Source organism: Cellulomonas wangsupingiae, from assembly GCF_024508275.1.
In the GTDB taxonomy this organism is placed as follows: Bacteria; Actinomycetota; Actinomycetes; order Actinomycetales; family Cellulomonadaceae; genus Cellulomonas; species Cellulomonas wangsupingiae.
In genome coordinates, this window is the sequence record NZ_CP101989.1 from 3,499,460 (window position 1) to 3,520,512 (window position 21,053).

A 21,053-nucleotide genomic window follows, 5' to 3' on the forward strand; every position below is an offset into this window, starting at 1 on the left:
CCGGGACGAACCCGGACGGGCGCGCAGAAGGGGACGTCAGCCCTTGACGGCGCCGGTGAGGCCACCGACGATGCGGCGCTCGAACAGCGAGAAGAAGATCAGCGCCGGGATCATCGACAGCGACGTGAAGGCCAGCACCCGGGCGGTGTCGACCGAGTACTGCGACGCGAACGACTGCACACCCAGAGGCAGGGTGTACATCGACTCGTCGTTGAGGATGAACAGCGGCAGCATGTAGCTGTTCCAGGCCGCCACGAACGCGAGGATGCCGACGGTGACGACGCCGGGGATCGACAGCGGGACGACCATCCGGAAGAAGAACCCGAGCCGGCTCGCGCCGTCGATGGACGCCGCCTCCTCGAGCTCCTTGGGGATGGCCCGCAGGAACGGCACGAGGATGATGATCGTCGTCGGCAGCGCGAACGCGATCTGCGGGAGGATGATCCCCGCGAGGCTGTTCATCAGACCGAGGTTCTTGATCATCAGGTACAGCGGGGTGATCGCGACCGTCATGGGGAACATGAGGCCGGCGGCGAACAGCGAGTACATCGCGGCGTTGGCCTTGAAGTCGTACCGGGCGAGCACGTAGCTCGCCATGACCCCGAGGACCACGACGCCGATCGTCGTGACGATCGCGCTGATCGCCGAGTTCCCCGCCTGCTGCCAGAACAGCGAGCTGTTGAGGACCGAGGAGTAGTTGCCCCACTCCCACGTCGTCGGGAACCCGGACGGGTCCTGCGTGATCTGCGAGTTGGTCCGCAGGCCGCCGAGGATGATGTAGATGACGGGGCCGACGCACACGCCGACGAGCAGCCACGCAACGACGTAGACGAGCGGGTTGACCTTGTCGAGCGTCTTCCCGCGACGCCGCTTCGGCGCGGGGGCCAAGGGCTGGGCAGGGGTTGCCTGCACGGCGGTGGCGGCCATCACTTCTTCCCTTCGGTGATCGCACCCTGGGTGTCACGCCGCAGCACGAAGCGCTGATAGGTCAGGGCGATGACGAGCGAGATGATGAACAGGACCACCGCGACGGCGTTGCCGAAGCCGTAGTTCCCGGCGTTGCGCCCGTTGAGCACCATGTAGGTCGCCATCGTCGAGGTGCCGGCCGTGGCGGACACGTACTGGCCCCAGATGATGTAGACGAGGTCGAACAGCTGCAGCGAGCCGATGATCGACAGGAACGCCCAGATGCGCAGCGTCGGGCCGAGCAGCGGCAGCGTGATGCTGCGCTGCGTCTGCCAGTAGGAGGCGCCGTCGATCGCGGCGGCCTCGTGCAGCTCCTCGGGGATGGACTGCAGCCCCGCGAGGAAGAGGATCACGGCGAAGCCGATGTACTTCCACGTGATGATGATCATCAGCGACCAGATCGCGACGTCCGGGTCGGACAGCCAGTCGACCGCCCAGCCCTCGAGCCCGATCTTGCCGAAGAGGTCGTTGATCGCACCCGTGGTCTGGAGCATGAGGCTCCAGCCGGTGCCGACGATGACCTCGGAGACCACGTAGGGCACGAAGATCAGCACGCGGATGAGGCCACGGCCGCGCATCTTGCGGTTGAGCAGCAGCGCGAGGATGACGGCCGCCGGTCCCTGCATGACGAGGGACATCACGACGATGAAGCCGTTGTGCGACAGCGCGTCGATGAACGTGCTGTCCTGGAGGATCGTCAGGTAGTTCTCGAGGCCGACGAAGTCCGTCGGGACCCCGTAGCCCTTCCACTTGAAGAACCCGTAGTACGCCGCCATGACGACGGGGAAGATGACGAACGCGATGAAGACGACGATCGCGGGGCCTGCGAGGAGCGCGATCTCGGCGCGCTTGCGCCAGTCACCCCTACGGCGCGGCCGGCGCGCCGGGGACGGTGCCGTGACGGCACCGTCCCCGACTGCCGAGCCATCCCCGGGCGTCGACGTCCTGAGCAGTGCGTTCCCGCCCTGGGAGTTGCTCATCGGACCAGTTACTCCTTGGCTGCAGCGGCCTTGACCGCGGCGACGATGCTGTCTGCGTCACCGTCGCCGGCGAGCATGTCGACGACCCCGGCGTTGAGCGCGTTGCCGACGTTCTGGCCGAGCAGCGTGTCGAGCCACACGGACACGTAGGCCGCGTCGTTGTAGGACGCGAGCACGTCCTGCAGGGCCGGGTCGGTGACGGCGCCCTGAGCGTCCTTCGACGCCGGCAGGGTCACGAACGCCTCGGCGTAGCCCTCCTGGTGCTCCTGCTTCATGTAGAAGTTCAGGAAGTCGGCGCAGGCGTCGGGGGCGTCCACGTGGCAGGCGTAACCGTCGACGCCACCCATCATGGCCGTCGCGTCACCCTTGCCACCCTCGATGGCGGGGAACGGGAACCAGCCGAGGTCGGCCAGCGGCTCGCCGTCAGGCGTCAGACCGGCGATGACGCCCGGGTTCCACGCACCCATGAGCTCCATCGCGGCCTGGTGGTTGGCCAGCAGACCGGCCGAGGAGCCGGCACCCTGCTGCGCCGTCGTCGTCAGGAACCCGTTGTTGAAGGGCTCGATGCCGGCGAAGTCGGCGTACGCCTGGCCCGCCTCGGTCCAGCACGGGTCGTCGAAGTTCATCTCGGCGGCCGACTCGTTGATCGTGTCCTGCGAGCAGGCACGCAGCGCGAAGAAGTAGTACCAGTGCGCGGCGGGCCAGGCGTCCTTGCCACCCAGGGCGATGGGCTGGATGCCCGCGGCCTTGAGCTTGGCGACGGCGTCCTCGAGCTCGGCCATGGTGGTCGGCGTCTCGGTGATGCCGGCCTGCGCGAACAGGTCCTTGCTGTACCAGATGCCACCGGGGAGCACGGCGGTCGGCATGCCGTAGACCTTGCCGTCCACCGCGAACGCGTCGAGCGCGCCGCCGACGGCCTCGCGCACGTCGTCGTCGATCTTGTCGGTGAGGTCCATGACCTGGCCGGAGTCGACGATGTCGGCGAGCTTGCCGCCACCGCGCGCCATGAAGATGTCCGGCGCGTCGCCCGAGTTGAGGGCGGTCTGGAGCTTGCCGTCCATGTCCTCGTTCTGGATGGACTGGATCTTGACGGTGACACCCGGGTTGGCCTCCTCGAAGGCCGCGGCGGTGGCATCCCAGTACGCCTTGCCGTCACCGGTCGTCGAGTTGTGCCAGAACGTGAGCTCGACGTCGCCGTCGCCGCCCGCGCTGGTGTCGTCCGAGCCGCCGCAGGCGGCGAGCGCGAGCGCGCCCATGAGCACTGCGACCGAGGTCGCCAGTGACTTCCTTGCCTTCATGGTCTGTCCTCTTCGTCGAGCCACACAAAGCCCGGGCGACCCCACCTGGAGGTCGCCTGGAGGGCGTGACGAGCCGCTGGCCGACATGACGTCGTGGCCCGACGCGCGGTGCCGGCCGTGAACGTTCGCCTGCCCTCTCCCCGGCGTGCCGGGGTGGCTGTCCTGACTCTGCAGGACGTCCCATGACGGATCAAAATCGCTCCGATAACGATATCGAAGCGGTTCGCCTATCGACGCCGGATCGCCGTGCTGACCTGCGACGACACTCACACCGAGGGTTGTGCAGCCCGGATCGCCCCCTGTGTCGGGCGGCCCGCGCGACAGGTCGGCGAGGCGGCGAGCGCGCCCGACAAGTCGTGATGTGTGAGGGCGTCCCGGACGCCTCCAGACCCCCTCGAGGGCCCCGGGAAGGCCGTCGCGTCGCCCGGACGGCCGCGGGACGTTGGACCCATCCCCCGCCGTCGTCGACGTGGCGTACGTCACTGCGGCGGGAGCCGCGGCTGGTGCGCAGGACACGCCCCCGGCGCCGCGCGGCGCGGGGGACGTCGGACACCCCGGCACGACGACGGCCCCGGCCCCCCGTCAGGGGAGCCGGGGCCGTCGGGACCCTGTGTACCGCTCGGTCAGGCCGGTGCGAGGCCCGTTCCGCCGTCGCCACGCGCCGGGGCGGAGGGCGCCGCGGGGACGTCCGTGCCGGAACCGGGCGTCCCGACCGACGCGCCCACCGGGACGGGGTCCTTGCCCGTGGTGCCGCGCGGCACCCCACGGAACAGGAACTCGCCCAGCAGGCCCTCGCCCTGCGCGTCGACGATGACCGTCTGACCGGCCTTGAGCTCGCCGAACAGGATCTTCTCGGACAGCGCGTCCTCGATGTCCCGCTGGATCGCACGACGCAGCGGACGGGCACCGAGCACCGGGTCGTAACCCTTCTCCGACAGCAGCTTCTTGGCCGCCGGCGTGATCTCGATGCTCATGTCCTTGTCGCGCAGGCGCTTGTCGAGCTTGGCGACCATGAGGTCGACGATCGCGAAGATCTCCGACTGCGAGAGCTGCGGGAAGACCACCACGTCGTCGACGCGGTTGAGGAACTCCGGCCGGAAGTGCTGCTTCAGCTCGTCGTTCACCTTGGCCTTCATGCGCTCGTAGTCCGTCGCGAGCTCGCCTCCGGCCTGGAAGCCGGTCATGACGCCCTTGGCGATGTCCCGCGTGCCGAGGTTCGTCGTCATGATGATCACGGTGTTCTTGAAGTCGATGACGCGGCCCTGCGAGTCGGTCAGGCGACCGTCCTCGAGGATCTGCAGCAGCGAGTTGAAGATGTCCGCGTGCGCCTTCTCGACCTCGTCGAACAGCACGACCGAGAACGGCTTGCGGCGCACCTTCTCGGTGAGCTGACCACCCTCGTCGTACCCGACGTACCCGGGAGGCGACCCGAACAGCCGCGACACCGTGTGCTTCTCGGAGAACTCCGACATGTCGAGCTGGATCAGCGCGTCCTCGTCCCCGAAGAGGAACTCGGCGAGGGCCTTGGCCAGCTCCGTCTTCCCGACACCCGTGGGGCCCGCGAAGATGAACGAGCCACCGGGGCGCTTCGGGTCCTTGAGGCCCGCACGCGTGCGGCGGATGGCCTGCGAGAGCGCCTTGATCGCCGCGTCCTGCCCGACGACCCGCTTGTGCAGGTTCTCCTCCATGTGCAGGAGCCGGCTGGACTCCTCCTCGGTGAGCTTGAACACCGGGATGCCCGTGGCGTTCGCCAGCACCTCGGCGATGAGCTCCTCGTCGACCTCGGCGACGGCGTCCAGGTCGCCGTTCTTCCAGGCCTTCTCCTTCTCGGCGCGCTTGAGCCCGAGCTGCTTCTCCTCGTCGCGCAGGCGCGCGGCCTTCTCGAAGTCCTGCTCGTCGATCGCGGACTCCTTGTCGCGGCGCGTCTCGGCGATCTGCTCGTCGAGCTCGCGCAGCTCCGGCGGGGCCGTCATGCGACGGATGCGCAGGCGCGCGCCGGCCTCGTCGACCAGGTCGATCGCCTTGTCCGGCAGGTACCGGTCGTTGACGTACCGGTCGGCCAGCGTCGCGGCGGCCACCAGGGCGGAGTCCGTGATGGACACGCGGTGGTGCGCCTCGTACCGGTCGCGCAGACCCTTGAGGATCTCGATCGCGTGCTGCAGGTTCGGCTCGGCGACCTGGATCGGCTGGAAGCGGCGCTCCAGGGCCGGGTCCTTCTCGACGTACTTGCGGTACTCGTCGAGCGTCGTGGCACCGATGGTCTGCAGCTCGCCACGCGCCAGCATGGGCTTGAGGATCGACGCGGCGTCGATCGCACCCTCGGCGGCACCCGCCCCGACGAGCGTGTGGATCTCGTCGATGAACAGGATGATGTCGCCGCGCGTGCGAATCTCCTTGAGGACCTTCTTCAGGCGCTCCTCGAAGTCACCGCGGTAGCGCGAGCCGGCGACCAGGGCGCCGAGGTCGAGCGTGTAGAGCTGCTTGTCCTTCAGCGTCTCCGGCACGTCGCCGCGCACGATGTCCTGCGCGAGACCCTCGACGACGGCGGTCTTGCCGACGCCGGGCTCACCGATCAGCACCGGGTTGTTCTTGGTGCGGCGGGACAGCACCTGCATGACCCGCTCGATCTCCTTCTCGCGCCCGATGACCGGGTCGAGCTTGCCGTCGCGGGCCGCCTGCGTGAGGTTGCGGCCGAACTGGTCGAGCACGGCCGAGCCGGACGGCTGGCCCTCCGCCGGGCCGCCCGAGGCGACCGGCTCCTTGCCCTGGTAGCCCGAGACGAGCTGGATGACCTGCTGGCGGACCCGGTTGAGGTCGGCGCCGAGCTTGTTGAGGACCTGGGCGGCGACGCCCTCGCCCTCGCGGATCAGGCCGAGCAGGATGTGCTCGGTGCCGATGTAGTTGTGGCCGAGCTGCAGCGCCTCGCGCAGCGACAGCTCCAGGACCTTCTTGGCGCGCGGCGTGAACGGGATGTGCCCGCTGGGCGCCTGCTGGCCCTCGCCGATGATCTCCTGGACCTGGGCGCGGACGGCCTCCAGGGAGATGCCGAGGGACTCCAGGGCCTTCGCCGCGACACCCTCGCCCTCGTGGATGAGACCCAGGAGGATGTGCTCGGTGCCGATGTAGTTGTGGTTGAGCATCCGCGCCTCTTCCTGGGCGAGGACGACCACGCGACGGGCTCGGTCCGTGAATCTCTCGAACATGTGCACTCCTCACGAGCGGCGTGCCCCGCCGGGCACCGCGTGGCAGGGGTCCGCGCGGAGCCGACGAAGCGGCGTGTTTCGATGCTAACGGCGGGGTACCCACCGGACGTCCTGTGTTCGCCGCAGGCGGAGAGCACGGGCGCGCCGCTCATCGCGTCGCCGGGCGCGGTCCTCCGGGGCGCAGCGCGGCGACGGCCGCGAGGACGAGCAGGCCACCGACCAGCGCGGGCCACGTCAGGCGCTCACCCAGGACGACCGCCGCGAGCGCGGCCGCCGACACCGGCTCCACGAGGGTCGCCACGGTCGCCGCGGAGCCCGAGGTGGTCCGCAGCCCGGCGTACAGCAGGCCGTAGGCCAGCGCCATCGTCGCGACGCCGAGGTAGACCAGGAGCGCGAGCGAGCCGGGCGTCGACGGCAGGGCGGGCGCCCCGGTCACCGCCGCGGTGACGAGGAACGGCGCCAGGAGGAGCCCGCCCACGGTCGTGGTGGCGGTCGTCAGGGCGACCGGCTCGGTCCGCTGGGCCAGCCCGTGACCCAGCACCGTCGTCGTCGCGTACGTGGCACCGGACGCGACGGCCAGCAGCAGGCCGAGCCCCGGCCGGCTCCCGGTCGCCGTCGACCCGTCCGCGGCGGTGGCGCTGATGAGGACGAGGCCGGCGAGCGCCGCCACCAGCACGGTCATCTGCCGCCGTCCCGGCCGGGTCCGGGCACGGGCGTGCTCCGCGGCCGCCGCGAGCACCGGCGCGAGCCCGAGCGAGACGACCGTCGCGACGCCCACCCCCACCAGCAGCACCGAGGCGAAGTAGAGGCCCTGGTACAGCGCGGTGCCGCCGCCCACCAGCACCGTCAGCAGCGGCCGCGCCCGCACGGCGTCCCGCACCGCACGGCCGCGGCGTGCGACCAGGGCGAAGGCCAGCAGGGCGAGCGCGGCGAGCGCGGTCCGCCACGCGCTGACGGTCAGGGCGGACAGGCCGTCACGGTCGTGCAGGAGGGCGACGACGAGCCCGCCGGTGCCCCACAGGACACCGGCGGCGCACACCTGCAGGAGGCCGAGGCGGGCGCTGTGCGGGTGACGGTCGGCCATGGCGTCGCTCAACGTACCGGGGCGCGCCTCCGTGACGACCGACCGGACGTCGACCCGGCACGCCGGAGGCGGCCGGCGCGCAGCAGTTGCGCAGCAACTACCGATGGCAGCGGCGCGCACGCCACCTAGCCTGCGGGAGGCCGCAGAGTGCGCGGCCCCGAGCACGGAGGTGGGAGTGGACAGGCGGGCGGGTGCACGAGGTGCCGCGACGGCGGCGGGCGTGCTGACCCTGCTGACCGGCTGCGCGTGGTTCGGCGGTGACGGGACGAGCAGCACCCCGGTGCTCGAGCTGGCCGTCGGCGACTGCGTGGTCACCCCGCAGGACGTGCAGGCCGAGCTCACGGACGTGTCGACCGTCCCGTGCGACACCACCCACCAGATGGAGGTGTACGCACTGGTGCCCGACGCGCTCGACGGCCCCGACGCCTACCCGGGCGCCGACGCGCTCACCGAGCTCGCCGACGGCGCCTGCGCCGAGCGGTTCGCCGAGTACGTCGGCGTCGACTACCGCGACTCCGACCTCTTCTTCACGTACCTGCTGCCGTCCACGCGCGGCTGGTCCGAGGGCGACACCACCGTCACCTGCCTGGTGACCACCACCGGTGAGCCCCTGACGGCGTCCGTCGCCGGGTCGGGGCGCTGAGAGGTGCCGCTGCCCGTCACGACGTCGGCCACGGTGAGCTGCTCGTTCGGCACGGCACCCGCGACGCTCGTCGCGCTCCCGACGCCGCGCGTCCTGGTCGAGGGACGCCCGGTGGCGACCGTCACGGACGCGGCCCCCTTGGTGAACGTCGCGACGTTCGCGATGTGCACGTCGCTGGCCAACCCCCAGGTCGCGGCGGCGACGGCGGCCGCGCTCGGTGTCCTGACGCCGATGCCGTGCGTCCCGGCGACGACCGGCACGTGGACGCCCGCCGCCCCCCGCACCGTCGTCGGCGGCCGCCCCGTGCTGGCCCAGGGCGCGATGTGCATGTGCGCGTACGGGGGCGTCGTCCAGGTCGTCGTCCCGGGCCCGGTCCGCACGACGGTCTCCTGACCCGCCCGCCCTGCCGCCCTCAGGTCGGGTCGAGGGCGTCGACCTGGAGGACGAGGGCGTCGAGGTCGGCGGTGCGCACGTCGTGGGCCGCCTCCGGGGCGGTGCGGGTGCCGGCGACGACGTCCTCGACGGCGTCGAGGATGCGTTCCACCGTGGCCTCGACGTCCTCCACGACCGCCAGGACGAGCGCCCCGAGCACGTCGGGGTGCAGGACGGGGCGGCCGTCGGCGACGGGCGCCAGCGGGCCCAGCGCGAGCGAGCCGCGCACCGCGACGGTGCCGGCCGGGGCTCCCACCTCGACGCACACGGTGAACAGGGTCGCGTTGACCGCACCGGCCAGCGTGGCGACGTCCTGCGCCCGCTCGTCGGGCACGGCCACCGGGACCCGGCCGTAGCAGGTGACCGTGCCGGCGTCCTCGCGCACGAGCACCAGGACCGGCTCCCCGCCGGGCAGCTGCGACGCGAGGTCGAGCGTCCCGGCGTCCGCGTCCACCTGCAGGGGCCGGGCCGGGGCGAGCGCGGCGGCGACCGCGTCGAGCAGCGGCCTCACGAGGTCGCCCCCGCGGCCTCGGTGAGCTTGCGCTGCAGGAGCTCGAGGAGCACGTCGACCATCTCCGGGGAGTTGCGCTGCGGGCGGGCGGCGAGCTCGGCCTCGATGTCCTGCGTCGTGATCCCGTCGATGAAGGCGGCGAACTGCGGCGGCGTCGCGTCGACGGGCAGCTCGTGCGTCCCGACGACGAGCGTCGCGGACGCCCCGCCCGGCGCCTGGGCCCCGAGCACCGCCGTCATGCGCTCCTTGCGTGCCAGGTGCTCCTCGCCCTTGAGCGTCTGACGCACCCGCCACATGAAGCCGCGGTCGTCACGCACCTTCCCGCCGTTCGCCTCGGCGCCGGCCCGGGCCGCGTTGCGGTCGGTCGCCAGGTTCTCGGTGCGCCGCCAGCGACCCAGCAGGCCGCCCGCGGTGCCGCCGACGGCACCGACCGCGTCGTCGAACGCCGCGCGCGTGCGCTCGAACACGGTCTGCGGGTCGGCGTCGACGCCCATCGACTCCAGCACCGCCTCCCGGATGAGCGCGAGCGCACCGTCGTCGGTCGTCTGCTCGGCCTCGGCGCCCGACAGGTCGGTGGGCGCCGAGCGCTGCCGGCGCGGGTCGTGCACGACGACGGGCTTCGGCTTGATGCGGTCGAGCAGCGCGCGGCCGACCGGGCGGCCGTGGACGCGGTAGTTGGCGAGGAACGCCTCGGCCGTCGGGTCCTTCGCCGCCGCCCGCAGGATGATCCCGTCGACCGCGGCCTTGGGGTGCTTGCGCAGCTCACGCTCGGCACCTCCCTCGAGGTGCTGCACCGCGGACTCGCGCTCGGCGGTCTGCGCCTGCACGACGAACACCTCGTCGGCGATGAAGTGGCCCAGCGAGTGCACGTTGTCCACGACGGCCTTGACGCCCTTGATCGCGGCGGGGATGCCGAACCCGCCGCCCGACGCGACCTGCCCGATCGACAGGCCCAGGTCCACCACGGAGGACCCGAGCGCCCACGTCGTGCTCTCGAGGTTCTTGGTGTGGCTGCGGGACACGTTCATCAGCGGCCACACCATGACGTTCACGCTCTTGCCCGTGCGGTTGACGCGCGCGTCGCACATCGCGGTGTCCGTCTCGTGCTGGCGCATGCCGGCGACGGCCACGTCGGTGACGGCCTTGACCATGGCCAGGGCCGACGCGGCGATGTCGAGGCCCGGGACGACCTTGGCGACGCCGCCGGCGACACCGGAGTCGATGAGCTTGGCGAGGTTCGCGGTGGACTTCGCGGCGGACACCAGGCCGTCGACGGCCGACGCACCGGACTTCGTGGCCTTCATCGCCGCGTACGGGTCCTTCTCCTTCCACGCGTCGCGCACCGAGCGCGCCGTCGCGAAGGCCTCCCGGACCGCGGTGAGCAGGCCACCGAGCATGCCCGTGACCGTCGAGATGCCCTCCTTGGCCTGGCCCCCGGCGGTCTTCAGCGGGTCGTCCGCGAGCTTCTCGTACGCGTCGTCGGACTTCACGCCGTCGGCCTTGCGCCACGTGGCGCGGGAGATCGCGTCGACGGCGCCGCCGTCGACGGCCTCCGGGATGCCGAGGTCCGACCCGCCGGGTGACTTCTTCAGGTCGGGCGTGTACTTGTCGGCGATCTTGCCGCCGACGGCAGCGACGCCCGACAGCGCCGACCCACCCGCGGACCCGACGGACCCCATGGTCCCGTCCATCCTGTCCAGCGTCGCCAGGTTGGCCGCGACGCCCTGCGCCTGGCGCTCACGACGGGCCTGCAGGACGGGCGCGCGCTGCTCCGCGAGCGCCCACGCCTCGCGGTCCACGGCCGAGTTGCGCACGGGCAGCGTGCCCGCGACCTTCGGCGTCAGGGACCCGCGGACCTGCTGGGCGGCCTTGTCGCGCGCGAGCTCGGGGTGCAGGTCCGGCTCGGCCTGCTGGACCTGGCGCAAGGCCGTGACCATGCGGTCGTACACGTCCTCGATCTCGCGCGGCATGATGCGCGACCCGGCGAGCTCCTCCTCCTCGGACTCCATGGCCGCGGCGTGCGCGCCCTCGACCTGGCGCGCGTCGCGGACCTGCAGCATGAGCCGCTCGGCGGCGGTCTCCCGCGCGGGACGCACCGACTCCAGGGAGACGAACCTGCCGTGCCACGTCGCGTCGTACGCGTCCTGCGCGGCCTGCTCAGGCGTCGCCCCGGGGACGGCGAGCAGCTTGCGGTACGTGCGCACCTCGTACGCGAGGGCCTTGTCGAACCGGGCCCACAGCACGTCCATGCGGTCACCGGCCGACACCGACGTGAGGCCGTCGTCGTCGTGCACCATGCTCGACAGGTCGGCGCGCCCCTGCTCGCCCTTGGCGCGGTCCTGCGCGAGCGCGGCCAGCTCCGCCTTCTCGGCGACCTTGCTGTCCTTGACCTTCTGGGCCTTCACGTCCTTCGCCGACGGCGCGGACGACCCGCTGCCGAACAGCTTCTTGAACGGGTTGGAGAACCTGCGCACGGCACGCGAGCCCGTCTCCTGCACGACGTGCGCGATCTCGTGCGCGAGCACCTTCTCCCCCACCGCGTCGTGCGGGGCGAACCGGCCGTGGCCGAAGAAGATGTCGTCGCCGGTGGTGAACGCCTCGGCGGACATCGCCCGTGACAGGCGCCCGGCCTCGGGTCCGGTGTGCACGCGCACGTGCCCCAGGTCCGTGCCGAACGCCTGCTCCATGCGCCGTCGCACGGGCGCGGCGAGCCCCGTGCCGCCGCCGCGTGCGGCCTCGACCTGCGACGTGACGTCGGCGTCGAGCGCCCCGCCGTCCGCGCCGACGACTCCCGCACCGGCGTCGAACGACCGGCGCAGGTGCCCGCAGCCCGGCGTGTGCCGGTGCGGGTCGACGCCGTCGAGCCGGGCCAGGGCGCGGTCCGCGAGCGCGTCGGCCGCGACCTCCGCGTGGTCGTCGGCCGCGCCGACGGTGAGCGTGGCGGCGGCCGGACGCAGCGCCTCCGGTGCGGCCGGCGCGGCACCCTGCGGCGCGGCGGCGGCGGGTGCGGCGGCGGCGGGCACGGGGACGCGCGCGTGGTGTGAGCTCAACGTGGCCTCCGGTGGCGGTGCGCGGGCTGGGGGCACGGATGTGCCCGCCCCACCCTCGCGGCGGGGCGGACCCGCGCACATCGGTAAGCACTACGCATGTTGCGGCCAGTGCGGGCGCAGGTCGGCCACGTGGCTGCCCTACCGACCTCACTGCACCGGCGCTCACCCGCCCTCAGTCAGAACTGCGCGACGCCCGCAGCCCACCGTTCGTGCGCGGACTGGGCTGTGATGCCGACAGCGCCACCGATGGCCGCCCACGATCGAGGTCCTGGGGTATCGCGGCGGGCTCCTGTGACCGTGAGAGGGGTCCGCTGCCCTGGACGAGGTCCACGACCTCGCGCGGCCAAGACAGTCCGAAACTCGAGATCCTTCGCCATCTCGACGAGAGCTCGAGCCGCTGCCACCTCTCGCAGTTCTGTCGGCAACTCCCGGTCTTCGCGCTCCCGTACGTGAAGTAGGTCGCGCAGAGCTTGCGTGACGTGGCGCGACGCGTCGTCGGATCGTGGGTGGCGTGACCCGGCATCAGGCATTCCCTGATGCTACGTCGCTCATACCCACCCAGCACAAGCCGCGACCAGCGTTTGTGCAGGTCAAGACGCTGGCCGCAGTGTCGGTGTTCGTGTTTAGGCTGGGGAGTGCCGTCCCGACGTGGCGGTCACATCGGAGACTCTGATCGAGCCCCCTCCCGTGTGTGTCAACGGTGAGGGGAAGTTCTATGGATCCACGGCGCATGTTCATCGACGAGTCGATGCGGAGCGGGTACCTGCTCGTCGCCGCCGTCGTGCTCCCGGAAGACGTCGCTGCCACCCGCCGCGGGATCAAGGAACTGGTCGGGCGTGGTCAGCGCCGCCTGCACATGGTCAAGGAGTCGGAGCCGCGCAAGCGCCTCATCCTGCAACGCCTGAACGACCTCAATGTCTCCGCGACTCTCTACGAAGCAGGCCCGGACCACAAGACCAACATCGCGCGGCGGCACGCATGCCTTGAGCGCCTCGTCATCGACGTCGTCGAGACGGGCGGAGCCCGCCTCTGCCTGGAGACCGCCGCTGGTGTCGACGGGCGCGACCAGCAGCAACTCATCGAACTGACGCGCCGCCTGCGGTGCCACGACAAGCTCACCTACGAGCACGCCCCCGCGAGCAGGGAGTATCTCCTTGCGGCACCTGATGCCATCGCGTGGGCGTGGAGCAAGGGCGGTGAGTGGCGACGACGTGCGGCCCCGCTCGTGACGTCGGTCGTCGCTGTCTGACCCCGGACATGCGTCGACCCGAGCGCCACAACCGTCCGGAAGGGTCTCGGGTCTTCGTCTTCCACGAGGATCAACTCCTCGGGCATTGACAACTATGCCACGGCCGGCGTGCGCGGGACAACGGTCTCACCCCAATGAGCCTAGGGACAAAGTGCGTGGGCAGCCCGAGCAGTTCGCTCCCCCCTCACCACCGCGGGTCCGTCAACCGCCTCCCCAGCTTCGCGACCTCCCGCAGCGTCCCGGCCCGCACGTGCCGCATCCCCAGCGGCACCCCGGCGGCCACGGCGTCGTACGTCGCGGCGAGGACGACGTTGCGGATGTCGCCGCCGCAGACCTCGACGGTCTCCGCGAGCAGGTCGACGTCGACCGGGTCGTCGGGGTCGGTGCGGGGCAGCTGCGCGAGGTGGTGCTCCCACAGCGCGCGGCGGGTGGGGACGTCCGGGTCGGGGAAGTGGATCATGAAGTGCAGGCGCCGGGCGAAGGCCGGGTCGAGGTTGCCGCGCAGGTTGGTGGCCAGGATGGTCAGGCCCTCGGCGGCCTCCATGCGCTGCAGCAGGTAGGCGACCTCCTGGTTGGCGTACCGGTCCTTGGCGTCGGTCACCGCGGACCGGGAGCCGAACAGCGCGTCGGCCTCGTCGAAGAACAGCACGGCGTTGAGCGACTCGGCCTGGCCGAACACGCGCTCGAGGTTCTTCTCCGTCTCCCCGATGTACTTGTCGACGACGGACGACAGGTCGACCTGGAACAGGTCCATGCCGAGCGTGTCGGCCACCACGTGCGCGGCCAGCGTCTTGCCGGTGCCGGGGCTGCCGGAGAACAGCGCGCTGATGCCCGTGCCCTTGCCGCCCTTGCCGTGCAGGTCGCCCTGGGCGAGGACGTCGTCGCGGTGCCGGGCCCACGCGAGCAGCCGCTCGACCTCGCCGCGCGTGTGCTCCGGCAGGACGAGGTCGTCGAGCGTCGCGGACGTGCCCTGCGTGCGCACGCGGGACCCGGCGACGCCACCGAGCCGCCGCGCGGTGCGGCGCACGTCGTCGACGTCCACGCCGCGGCCGTCGCGCGCCGCGTCGGTGCGGGCGCGCCGGCCGACCTTGACGATCTCCTCGGGGGTCATGCGCAGGGACACGACGTCGGGGGTCGCGACGTCGGGGCCGGTCATGGCCGCCCACCGCTGCGCGCGCTGGGCGAGGGTGAGCCGCCCGGCCGTGACCGTCGGCGGCAGGGACGGCGCCCAGCGCGGGTCCCACACGGTGCCGCCGACGGCCACCACGGGGACGGCGCCGGCGTCGGCGAGCCGCACGAGGTCCGGGCCGACGGCGTGCGCACCGGCCAGCACGAGCACGCTGCGCCCCAGCACGGCCTCGAGCTGCGCGGCGCGCACGGCCTCGCACGCCGTGGCACGGTCCGGGCCGTCGGCGCCCGCGGGTGCCGGCAGGCGGTCGAGGTCCACGACGACGCACGCGACGTCGAGCTCGCGGCACGCGGCCACGGCCAGCCCGGTGCCGGCGGCGCCGACGGGCGCGTGCACCCACACCAGCGGCTCCCCCGCGGTGAGGGCCGCCGCGACGTCCCGGTACCCGTCGACGTCGGCGGGCACCGCCTCGCCCAGCAGGCCGCGGACCGCGTCGTCCGCGTCGCGCCGGCCCAGCAGGTGCGCGACGACCCGGGGCCGCAGCCCGACCCGCGCGGTCGCGAACGTCCCGCCCGCGACGACGCGCAGCAGCCCCGCCCGGTGCAGGGGGGCGCCGGGCGCGAACCGCGCGTGCGCGGCCGGGTCGAGCACCGACGCACCCGCGAGCTCGAGCGCGAGCGCCCGGGTCGGCAGGTCGGCACCGCCCGCACCCGCGAGCAGCCCGGTCAGCAGGTGCGCGACGGGGTGCGTCTCGGCGAGCAGCGCCACGGCGACGACGTGCCGGTCCGTCGCGTCGAGCGCGCACGCGTCGGCGAGGTCGTCGAGGGCGGGGTCCAGCCCGGCCAGGCCCGGGGCGTCGGCCCGCAGCGCGTCGAGGGCGGCCCGGGCCGCGGGCGCGTCGGACCACTGCGGTCCGCGCCGGTCGACCGCCTTCCCCAGCGCGTCGACCGTCAACGCCAGCGCATCGAGCACCGGTGTCGTGCCACCCACAGGACTCCCCCGTCTCCGCCGGGTCGTCCCGGGTCGCGACGCGCGCGGTGAGTCCGCACGCCCCTGGCACCCTGGCACCCCGCGCGACGGCCCGTCGAGCCCGGCGGAGCAGGTTCGGTAGCGATTACCGATGCCCCGCGCGCGGCGCCGTCCGTACGGTGACACGACCCGACGGCAGGTCCCGCAGCTCTCCTGCGCGCCGGCGCCGCGCGGGCGTGTCCGTGTTCCGCAGCCCGCCGGGAGGTGCCGTGCTCATCCCCGCCGTCCAGGACGGGCTCGAGCGACTGCTGCGCACCGCGCTGCCGCTGAGCGAGCAGCAGGGCGACGTCGTGTTCGACGCGCCGACGTCGACGTGGTCGGCCACCGTCAACCGCCTGACGGTCAACCTCTTCCTCTACGACGTCGCACGCTCGGGCCTGCCCCCGCGCATGGACGCACCCGTGCGGGCCGCCGACGGCACCGTCGCGCGCCGCCGCTTCCCGCTGCCGATGGTCGAGCTGAGCTTCCTCGTCAGCGCGTGGGCGGGCTCGACGCGCGACGAGCACCAGCTCCTGGGCGACGTGCTCACACGCCTCCTCGCGCACCCGACGGTGCCGGCGGAGCTCGCCCCGGCGGCCCTCGCCTCCTCCGTGCAGCTCGCGGTCGCGTCCGACGAGCGCAACCGGCCGCGGGACCTGTGGTCGTCGCTGGGCGGCCAGGTCCGGGCGTCGTTCACGCTGGTCGCCACCGTCGCCGCCGACGCGTACCCGTGGCAGGACGCACCCACGGCCGTCGCCGGGGTCGAGGCGCAGGTGTCGCCGCACGTCGTCGAGCCACGATGAGGGCGGTCAGCGCACCCAGCGCCCTCGAGGTGCCGCCCGGCGGCACCGGCACGGTCCCGCTGGAGGTGCGGAACACCGGCGACGTCATCGACGAGCTGACGGTCCAGGTGCTCGGCGTGCCCGCGGACGCCGTGGACGTCTCACCGCGTCGCGTCGTGCTGTTCCCCGACGCGACCGCGCACGTGCAGCTCACCTTCACGCTCCCCGAGGACTTCCCGGCGGGCACGCACGTGCTCTCGGTGGTGCTGACCGGGCGCGTCGCGGGGCCTGCGCCGGCCCCGCTGCCCGTCGAGCTGACCGTGCCCGCGCACCCCCGCGCGCGCCTGACGGCCGTGCCGACGCTCGTGCGCGCGCGCCGCCGCGCCGCCTACACCGTGCAGGCCGCGAACACCGGCAACGTCCCCCTGGACCTCGCGCTGCGCACCCTCGACACGGACCGCGCGCTGACGGCGACGCTCACGCCGTCGACGCTGCACGTGCCCGTCGGGGCGGCCGCGACCAGCACGGTCGTGGTGCACGCGCCGCGCCGCCTGCTGGGCTCGGACCAGGACCGCACGGTGCGCGTGCGGACCGACGGCGCGACGGGCGACGTGACGCTGACGCTGCGCCACCGTCCGCTGGTGGGGCGCGGCGTCGTGACCGTGCTCGTCCTGCTCGCGATCCTCGCGGCGTGGGCGGCGGCCATGTGGTTCGGCATGCGGATGGCCCTGGGTGCGGAGCCCGTGGCCAAAGCGGTCGCGGGGTCGTTCTACGCCGCGACGCTGGGGGCGGGCGGCGTGCCGGACGGCGCACTGGCCAAGGAGGGTGCCGTGCCGGCGGCGGTGGGTGCGGCGCTGGCGGGCACGGTGACGTCCGCGGTCGACGGCGAGGGTGTGGGCCGCATGACGGTCGACGCGCTGCGCCGCACCCGCGACGGGCTCGTCGTGGTGTCGTCCGCCGCGACCCAGGCCGACGGGACGTACACGATGTCCGGGCTGTTCCCCGGGCCGTACCTGGTGCGCGTGCAGGCCGACGGCCACACGCCCGTCTGGTACCCGGCGGCGGCCGGCGACGGCGCCGCGCGCGCGGTCCACGCGGCCGCCCAGCAGACCACCGAGGGCGTCGACCTGCGCGTCGAGGGCGACCCCGCGTCGCTGACCGGCACGGTCGACGTGGGCCAGACCACGCGGGAGGTCGCCGTCGAGGTCACGGCCACCGCGGCGTGGGTCGGCGCCGACCCGGCCCTGACCTGGACGACGAGCACCCAGGACGGCACCTACCTGTTCGACGGGCTGCCCGCACCGGGCACGTACGCGCTGACGTTCGCCGCGGAGGGCTACACGGCCACGACGACGACCGAGCGCGTGCTGGGCGGGCAGGAGCGCATCGCGACCGCGGTGCGGCTCGGCGCCGGCGCGGGCCAGGTCGCGGGGGTCGTCACCGACGGCAGCCGCCCGCTCGGCGGCGTGACCGTCACGACCACGGTCGACGGGACCGAGGTGGAGGTCGGCACACCGACCGTCGGCGACGTGGGCCGGTTCGTCCTGCCGGCACTGCCGACGCCGGCGACGTACGTGCTGACGTTCGCGCGCGAGGGGTACGGCACGCAGACGCTCGTCGTGGACCTCGCCGCCGGTGAGCAGCGCGCCGACGCGCGCGTCGTGCTGCCGGCGGGCGCGGGCACGGTCACCGGACGGGTCGTCGACGGGACGGGCGCGGGCCTCGGCGGCGTGCGGGTCGGCGCGGGCGGCTCGGGCGGCTCGACGACGACGCTCACCGCCGGGGACGTCGGGGCGTTCACGCTCGCGGGCGTCGGGGCGGGCGAGCTCACGCTGACGTTCACGAAGGACGGGTACACCCCGACGACCGTCGCGGTCGACGCGTCCGGCGGGTCCGCCGGCACGGTGACGCTGCGGCACGCCGTGGGCACCGTCACCGGGCGCGTGCTGCGCGCCGGTGGGGGCGTCGCGGGCATGTCCGTGCAGGCCACCGACGGCGCCGAGGTCCGCACGACGACGTCCGCGCAGAGCGGTGCGCACGGTGCGGGCACGTACTCCCTCGACGGCCTGCACGCGGGCCGCTGGACCGTCAGCGTGCTGGGTGCCGACGGGCGCGTCCTGACCACCGCGCTGGTCACCGTGACCGGCGGCGGCACCGCACGCACCGACCTCACCGTGCCGGGGCCGTGATGCACGTCGACGTCACCCCCCGGCACCTGCCGGCCGCCGCCGGGACCACGAGCGAGGCCGTCGTCACGCTGACCAACACGCGCGACGTCATCGCGGGCTTCGCGGTGCGCGTGCTCGGCGTCGACCCGTCGTGGGTGCACGTCGCGGACCCGCAGCCGCGCCTGTTCCCCGGCGCCTCCGCGAGCGTGCGCGTCGCGCTGACGCTGCCCGCCGACGCCCCCGCGGGCCGGTGGACGGTCGGCGTCGAGGTGCAGGACCTGGCCGACCCGGCCGCCGTCGCTGTCCACGAGGTCGTCCTCGAGGTCCCGGCGGTGCACCGCACGCGCGTCGTGCTGGAGCCGCCGACCGTGACCGCGGGGCGTCAGGCGGTCTTCACGGCCGTCGTGCACAACGACGGCAACACCCCGCACGTGGGCGGGCTGACCGCGGTCGACCCCGAGGCGCGGACCACGTTCGCGTTCGTCCCGGCGACCGTCACGGTGCCGCCGCGCGCGTCGACGTCGGTGACGCTCACCGCACGGGCACGCCGGCCGTGGGCCGGCGACCCGGTGCTGCGGCCGTTCGAGGTCCGCACGACCGGGACGCACGCGCCGGGGCCCGACGCACCACCCGCCGCGACCGGTGTGTTCCTGCAGCGGCCCCGGTTCACGCGCGGCGCGATCGCGCTCGTAGGGCTGCTCGCGGCGGTCACGGTGTTCGCCACCGTCATCGCGCTCGCGCTGGGCACGGTCGTGCAGCGCTCGGCGGCGGACCGCGACCTGGCCCTCGAGGTCGCCCAGGCCCGTGACAGCGCCGCGACGACCGGCACGGCCGGGCTGAGCGGGACGGTCCTCGAGCTGACGACCGGGACGGTGCTGGGTGGCGTCAGCGTCGAGGTCGTCTCCCCCGACGACACGACGACGGCCGTCGCGACGGCCGCGACCACGCAGGACGGCGCGTTCGCGGTCGGCGGGCTCGCCGACGGCTCCTACCTGCTGCGGGTGCGCGGCGCCGGGTTCGCGGAGGTCTGGTACCCCGCCGCCGCGACCGCCGACGACGCCACGGCCGTCGACCTGGCGGACGGGGCGGCCGTCGACGGGCTCGTCGTCGTGGTCGGGGGCGTGCCCGCGACGCTCGCGGGCACCGTGACCGGCGACGACGTCGGCGGGGCGACCGTGCAGGTGCAGATGCCGCTGGACGCCGCTCCGCTGCTCGGGTCCGGGATCGTCGCCGACGACGCGGGGACCCCCGGCGAGGGCGTCGTCGTGCGGACGGTCCCGGTCGGTGAGGACGGGACCGTCGAGATCGCCGACGTCCCGTCCCCGGCGGTGTACGACCTGGTGGTCACCAAGCCCGGCTACGCGACGCACGTGCAGCGCGTCGACGTCGCCGCCGGGGAGTCCCGCGCGGGCCTGGAGCTGCCGCTGCTGCTGGGCGACGGCACGATCAGCGGCACCGTCAGCGGCGGCGCCGGGCCGCTCGGCGGCGCGAGCGTCGTGGCGTCGTCGGCGACCGTGCGCGTCGAGACGGTCTCGCTCACGCAGGACGGCGTCGGCTCGTTCGTGCTGCGCGGCCTGCCCACGCCCGGGACGTACACCGTGGTGGTCTCCGCGGACGGCCGCGCACCGGCGACCCTCACCCTCACGCTCACGGCCGCGCAGGAGCTCACGGGCGTCGACGTCGTGCTCGGGGACGCGCAGGGCACGCTGGGCGGCACGGTCGCCGTCCCCGGCGGCGACCCCGGCGGCGTCGAGGTCACGGTGACCGACGGCGCGAGCACGTGGCGCACGGCGGCCCGGTCCGGGTCCGGGTCGTGGCGCCTCGCGGGCGTGCCCGTGCCGGGCACCTACACCGTGACGTTCGCCCACGCGGACCTGCAGTCCCAGGTGCTGTCGGTGAGCATCGACGGGTTCGGGCGTGTGACGTCCGGTGCCGCGTCGGCCGGTGGGCTGGACGTCACGATGCGCTCGGCGTCCGGGACCCTGTCCGGGACCGTCCGGCAGCTCGACGGCGCCGGCGGCGCGGTCGCCGCGGGCAACGTCACGGTCCAGGTCGCGTCGGGCACGGTGACGCGCACCGTCACGACCGCGTCGACGCCCGCGGCCGCGGTGGGCGCGTACGCCGTCGACGCCCTGCCCCCGGGTACGTACACGGTGACGTTCACGCGCGCGGGCACGCGCAGCGTGTCCCAGATCGTCGTGGTGCAGGCCGGTCAGGACGCGACCCTGAGCCCTGTGCTGGTGCGCCCGGCCGCCGTGACGGGCACCGTCAGGCGCGGCAACGACCCCCTCGCGGGTGCGGGCGTGCGCCTGTACCGGGCCTCGGACTACGGCCTCGCGGGCGCCGCGCCCGTCGCGACCACCACGACCGACGCGAACGGCGTCTACGCGTTCGACGACGTCGACGCACCGCAGAACTACCTGGTGGAGGTCCGCGTCGTCGCGGGCGGGTCCGTGGTCGGCGTCTCCCCGCCGTTCACGCTCGCCGCCAGCGAGCAGCGGGCCGTGGACGTGACCTCGTGAGCGCGCGGGCCACCCGCGCGCCGGGACG

General features: G+C 73.6%; 14 protein-coding genes. 6 read left to right on the forward strand and 8 right to left on the reverse strand.

Annotation, left to right across the window (positions count from 1 at the left end):
• Positions 1-36: 36 nt before the first annotated feature.
• From NP075_RS16120 to NP075_RS16140, 5 genes are all read right to left on the reverse strand, one after another.
• Positions 37-927, reverse strand: a complete 891-nt coding sequence (locus tag NP075_RS16120) for a carbohydrate ABC transporter permease (RefSeq protein WP_227566446.1) — start codon at positions 925-927, stop codon at positions 37-39.
• Positions 927-1,946, reverse strand: a complete 1,020-nt coding sequence (locus NP075_RS16125) for a carbohydrate ABC transporter permease (RefSeq protein ID WP_256791236.1) — start codon at positions 1,944-1,946, stop codon at positions 927-929. Before NP075_RS16125 ends, NP075_RS16120 begins: the two co-directional genes overlap by 1 nt.
• A gap of 8 nt (positions 1,947-1,954) precedes the next feature.
• Positions 1,955-3,244, reverse strand: a complete 1,290-nt coding sequence (locus tag NP075_RS16130) for an ABC transporter substrate-binding protein (RefSeq protein ID WP_227566443.1) — start codon at positions 3,242-3,244, stop codon at positions 1,955-1,957.
• A 623-nt stretch (positions 3,245-3,867) separates the two neighbouring features.
• Positions 3,868-6,447: an ATP-dependent Clp protease ATP-binding subunit gene (locus NP075_RS16135; RefSeq protein WP_227566442.1), complete on the reverse strand. Its 2,580-nt coding sequence runs from the start codon at positions 6,445-6,447 to the stop codon at positions 3,868-3,870.
• A gap of 148 nt (positions 6,448-6,595) precedes the next feature.
• Positions 6,596-7,531: a DMT family transporter gene (locus NP075_RS16140; protein ID WP_227566441.1), complete on the reverse strand. Its 936-nt coding sequence runs from the start codon at positions 7,529-7,531 to the stop codon at positions 6,596-6,598.
• A 220-nt stretch (positions 7,532-7,751) separates the two neighbouring features.
• Here NP075_RS16140 and NP075_RS16145 point away from each other — a divergent pair, with 220 nt between their 5' ends.
• Positions 7,752-8,174 (forward strand): septum formation family protein, encoded by a 423-nt coding sequence (locus tag NP075_RS16145; RefSeq protein ID WP_227566440.1) that lies wholly within the window; start codon positions 7,752-7,754, stop codon positions 8,172-8,174.
• 3 nt (positions 8,175-8,177) lie between these two features.
• On the forward strand, positions 8,178-8,567 hold the full coding sequence (locus tag NP075_RS16150; protein WP_227566439.1) for a DUF4280 domain-containing protein: 390 nt from the start codon (positions 8,178-8,180) through the stop codon (positions 8,565-8,567).
• 19 nt (positions 8,568-8,586) lie between these two features.
• Here NP075_RS16150 and NP075_RS16155 read toward each other — a convergent pair whose 3' ends face one another.
• Positions 8,587-9,117, reverse strand: a complete 531-nt coding sequence (locus NP075_RS16155; protein WP_227566438.1) for a hypothetical protein — start codon at positions 9,115-9,117, stop codon at positions 8,587-8,589.
• Positions 9,114-12,167 (reverse strand): eCIS core domain-containing protein, encoded by a 3,054-nt coding sequence (locus tag NP075_RS16160; RefSeq protein WP_227566437.1) that lies wholly within the window; start codon positions 12,165-12,167, stop codon positions 9,114-9,116. Before NP075_RS16160 ends, NP075_RS16155 begins: the two co-directional genes overlap by 4 nt.
• 730 nt (positions 12,168-12,897) lie before the next feature.
• On the opposite strand from NP075_RS16160, the gene NP075_RS16165 reads away from it, so the two are divergent.
• Positions 12,898-13,416 (forward strand): hypothetical protein, encoded by a 519-nt coding sequence (locus NP075_RS16165; protein WP_227566436.1) that lies wholly within the window; start codon positions 12,898-12,900, stop codon positions 13,414-13,416.
• 184 nt (positions 13,417-13,600) lie between these two features.
• Here NP075_RS16165 and NP075_RS16170 read toward each other — a convergent pair whose 3' ends face one another.
• Positions 13,601-15,535: an AAA family ATPase gene (locus NP075_RS16170; protein ID WP_227566435.1), complete on the reverse strand. Its 1,935-nt coding sequence runs from the start codon at positions 15,533-15,535 to the stop codon at positions 13,601-13,603.
• A gap of 248 nt (positions 15,536-15,783) precedes the next feature.
• Between NP075_RS16170 and NP075_RS16175 the strand changes: the two genes are divergently transcribed.
• From NP075_RS16175 to NP075_RS16185, 3 genes are read left to right on the forward strand one after another with little or no spacing between them, the layout of a single operon-like run.
• Entirely contained in the window at positions 15,784-16,356 is a 573-nt protein-coding gene (locus NP075_RS16175) for a Pvc16 family protein (RefSeq protein ID WP_227566434.1), read from the forward strand.
• Positions 16,353-18,524, forward strand: coding sequence for a carboxypeptidase regulatory-like domain-containing protein (locus NP075_RS16180; RefSeq protein ID WP_227566433.1), 2,172 nt, complete (start codon positions 16,353-16,355; stop codon positions 18,522-18,524). Before NP075_RS16175 ends, NP075_RS16180 begins: the two co-directional genes overlap by 4 nt.
• On the forward strand, positions 18,524-21,025 hold the full coding sequence (locus NP075_RS16185) for a carboxypeptidase regulatory-like domain-containing protein (RefSeq protein WP_227566444.1): 2,502 nt from the start codon (positions 18,524-18,526) through the stop codon (positions 21,023-21,025). The genes NP075_RS16180 and NP075_RS16185 overlap by 1 nt, the downstream gene beginning before the upstream one ends.
• The last annotated feature ends 28 nt before the right edge of the window (positions 21,026-21,053 follow it).

Bases quoted from the DNA above. Each gene is read 5' to 3' on its own strand.
- NP075_RS16120 (WP_227566446.1), bottom strand. From the start codon at position 927: ATGGCCGCCACCGCCGTGCAGGCAACCCCTGCCCAGCCCTTGGCCCCC.
- NP075_RS16125 (WP_256791236.1), bottom strand. From the start codon at position 1,946: ATGAGCAACTCCCAGGGCGGGAACGCACTGCTCAGGACGTCGACGCCC.
- NP075_RS16130 (WP_227566443.1), bottom strand. From the start codon at position 3,244: ATGAAGGCAAGGAAGTCACTGGCGACCTCGGTCGCAGTGCTCATGGGC.
- NP075_RS16135 (WP_227566442.1), bottom strand. From the start codon at position 6,447: ATGTTCGAGAGATTCACGGACCGAGCCCGTCGCGTGGTCGTCCTCGCC.
- NP075_RS16140 (WP_227566441.1), bottom strand. From the start codon at position 7,531: ATGGCCGACCGTCACCCGCACAGCGCCCGCCTCGGCCTCCTGCAGGTG.
- NP075_RS16165 (WP_227566436.1), top strand. From the start codon at position 12,898: ATGTTCATCGACGAGTCGATGCGGAGCGGGTACCTGCTCGTCGCCGCC.
- NP075_RS16180 (WP_227566433.1), top strand. From the start codon at position 16,353: ATGAGGGCGGTCAGCGCACCCAGCGCCCTCGAGGTGCCGCCCGGCGGC.
- NP075_RS16185 (WP_227566444.1), top strand. From the start codon at position 18,524: ATGCACGTCGACGTCACCCCCCGGCACCTGCCGGCCGCCGCCGGGACC.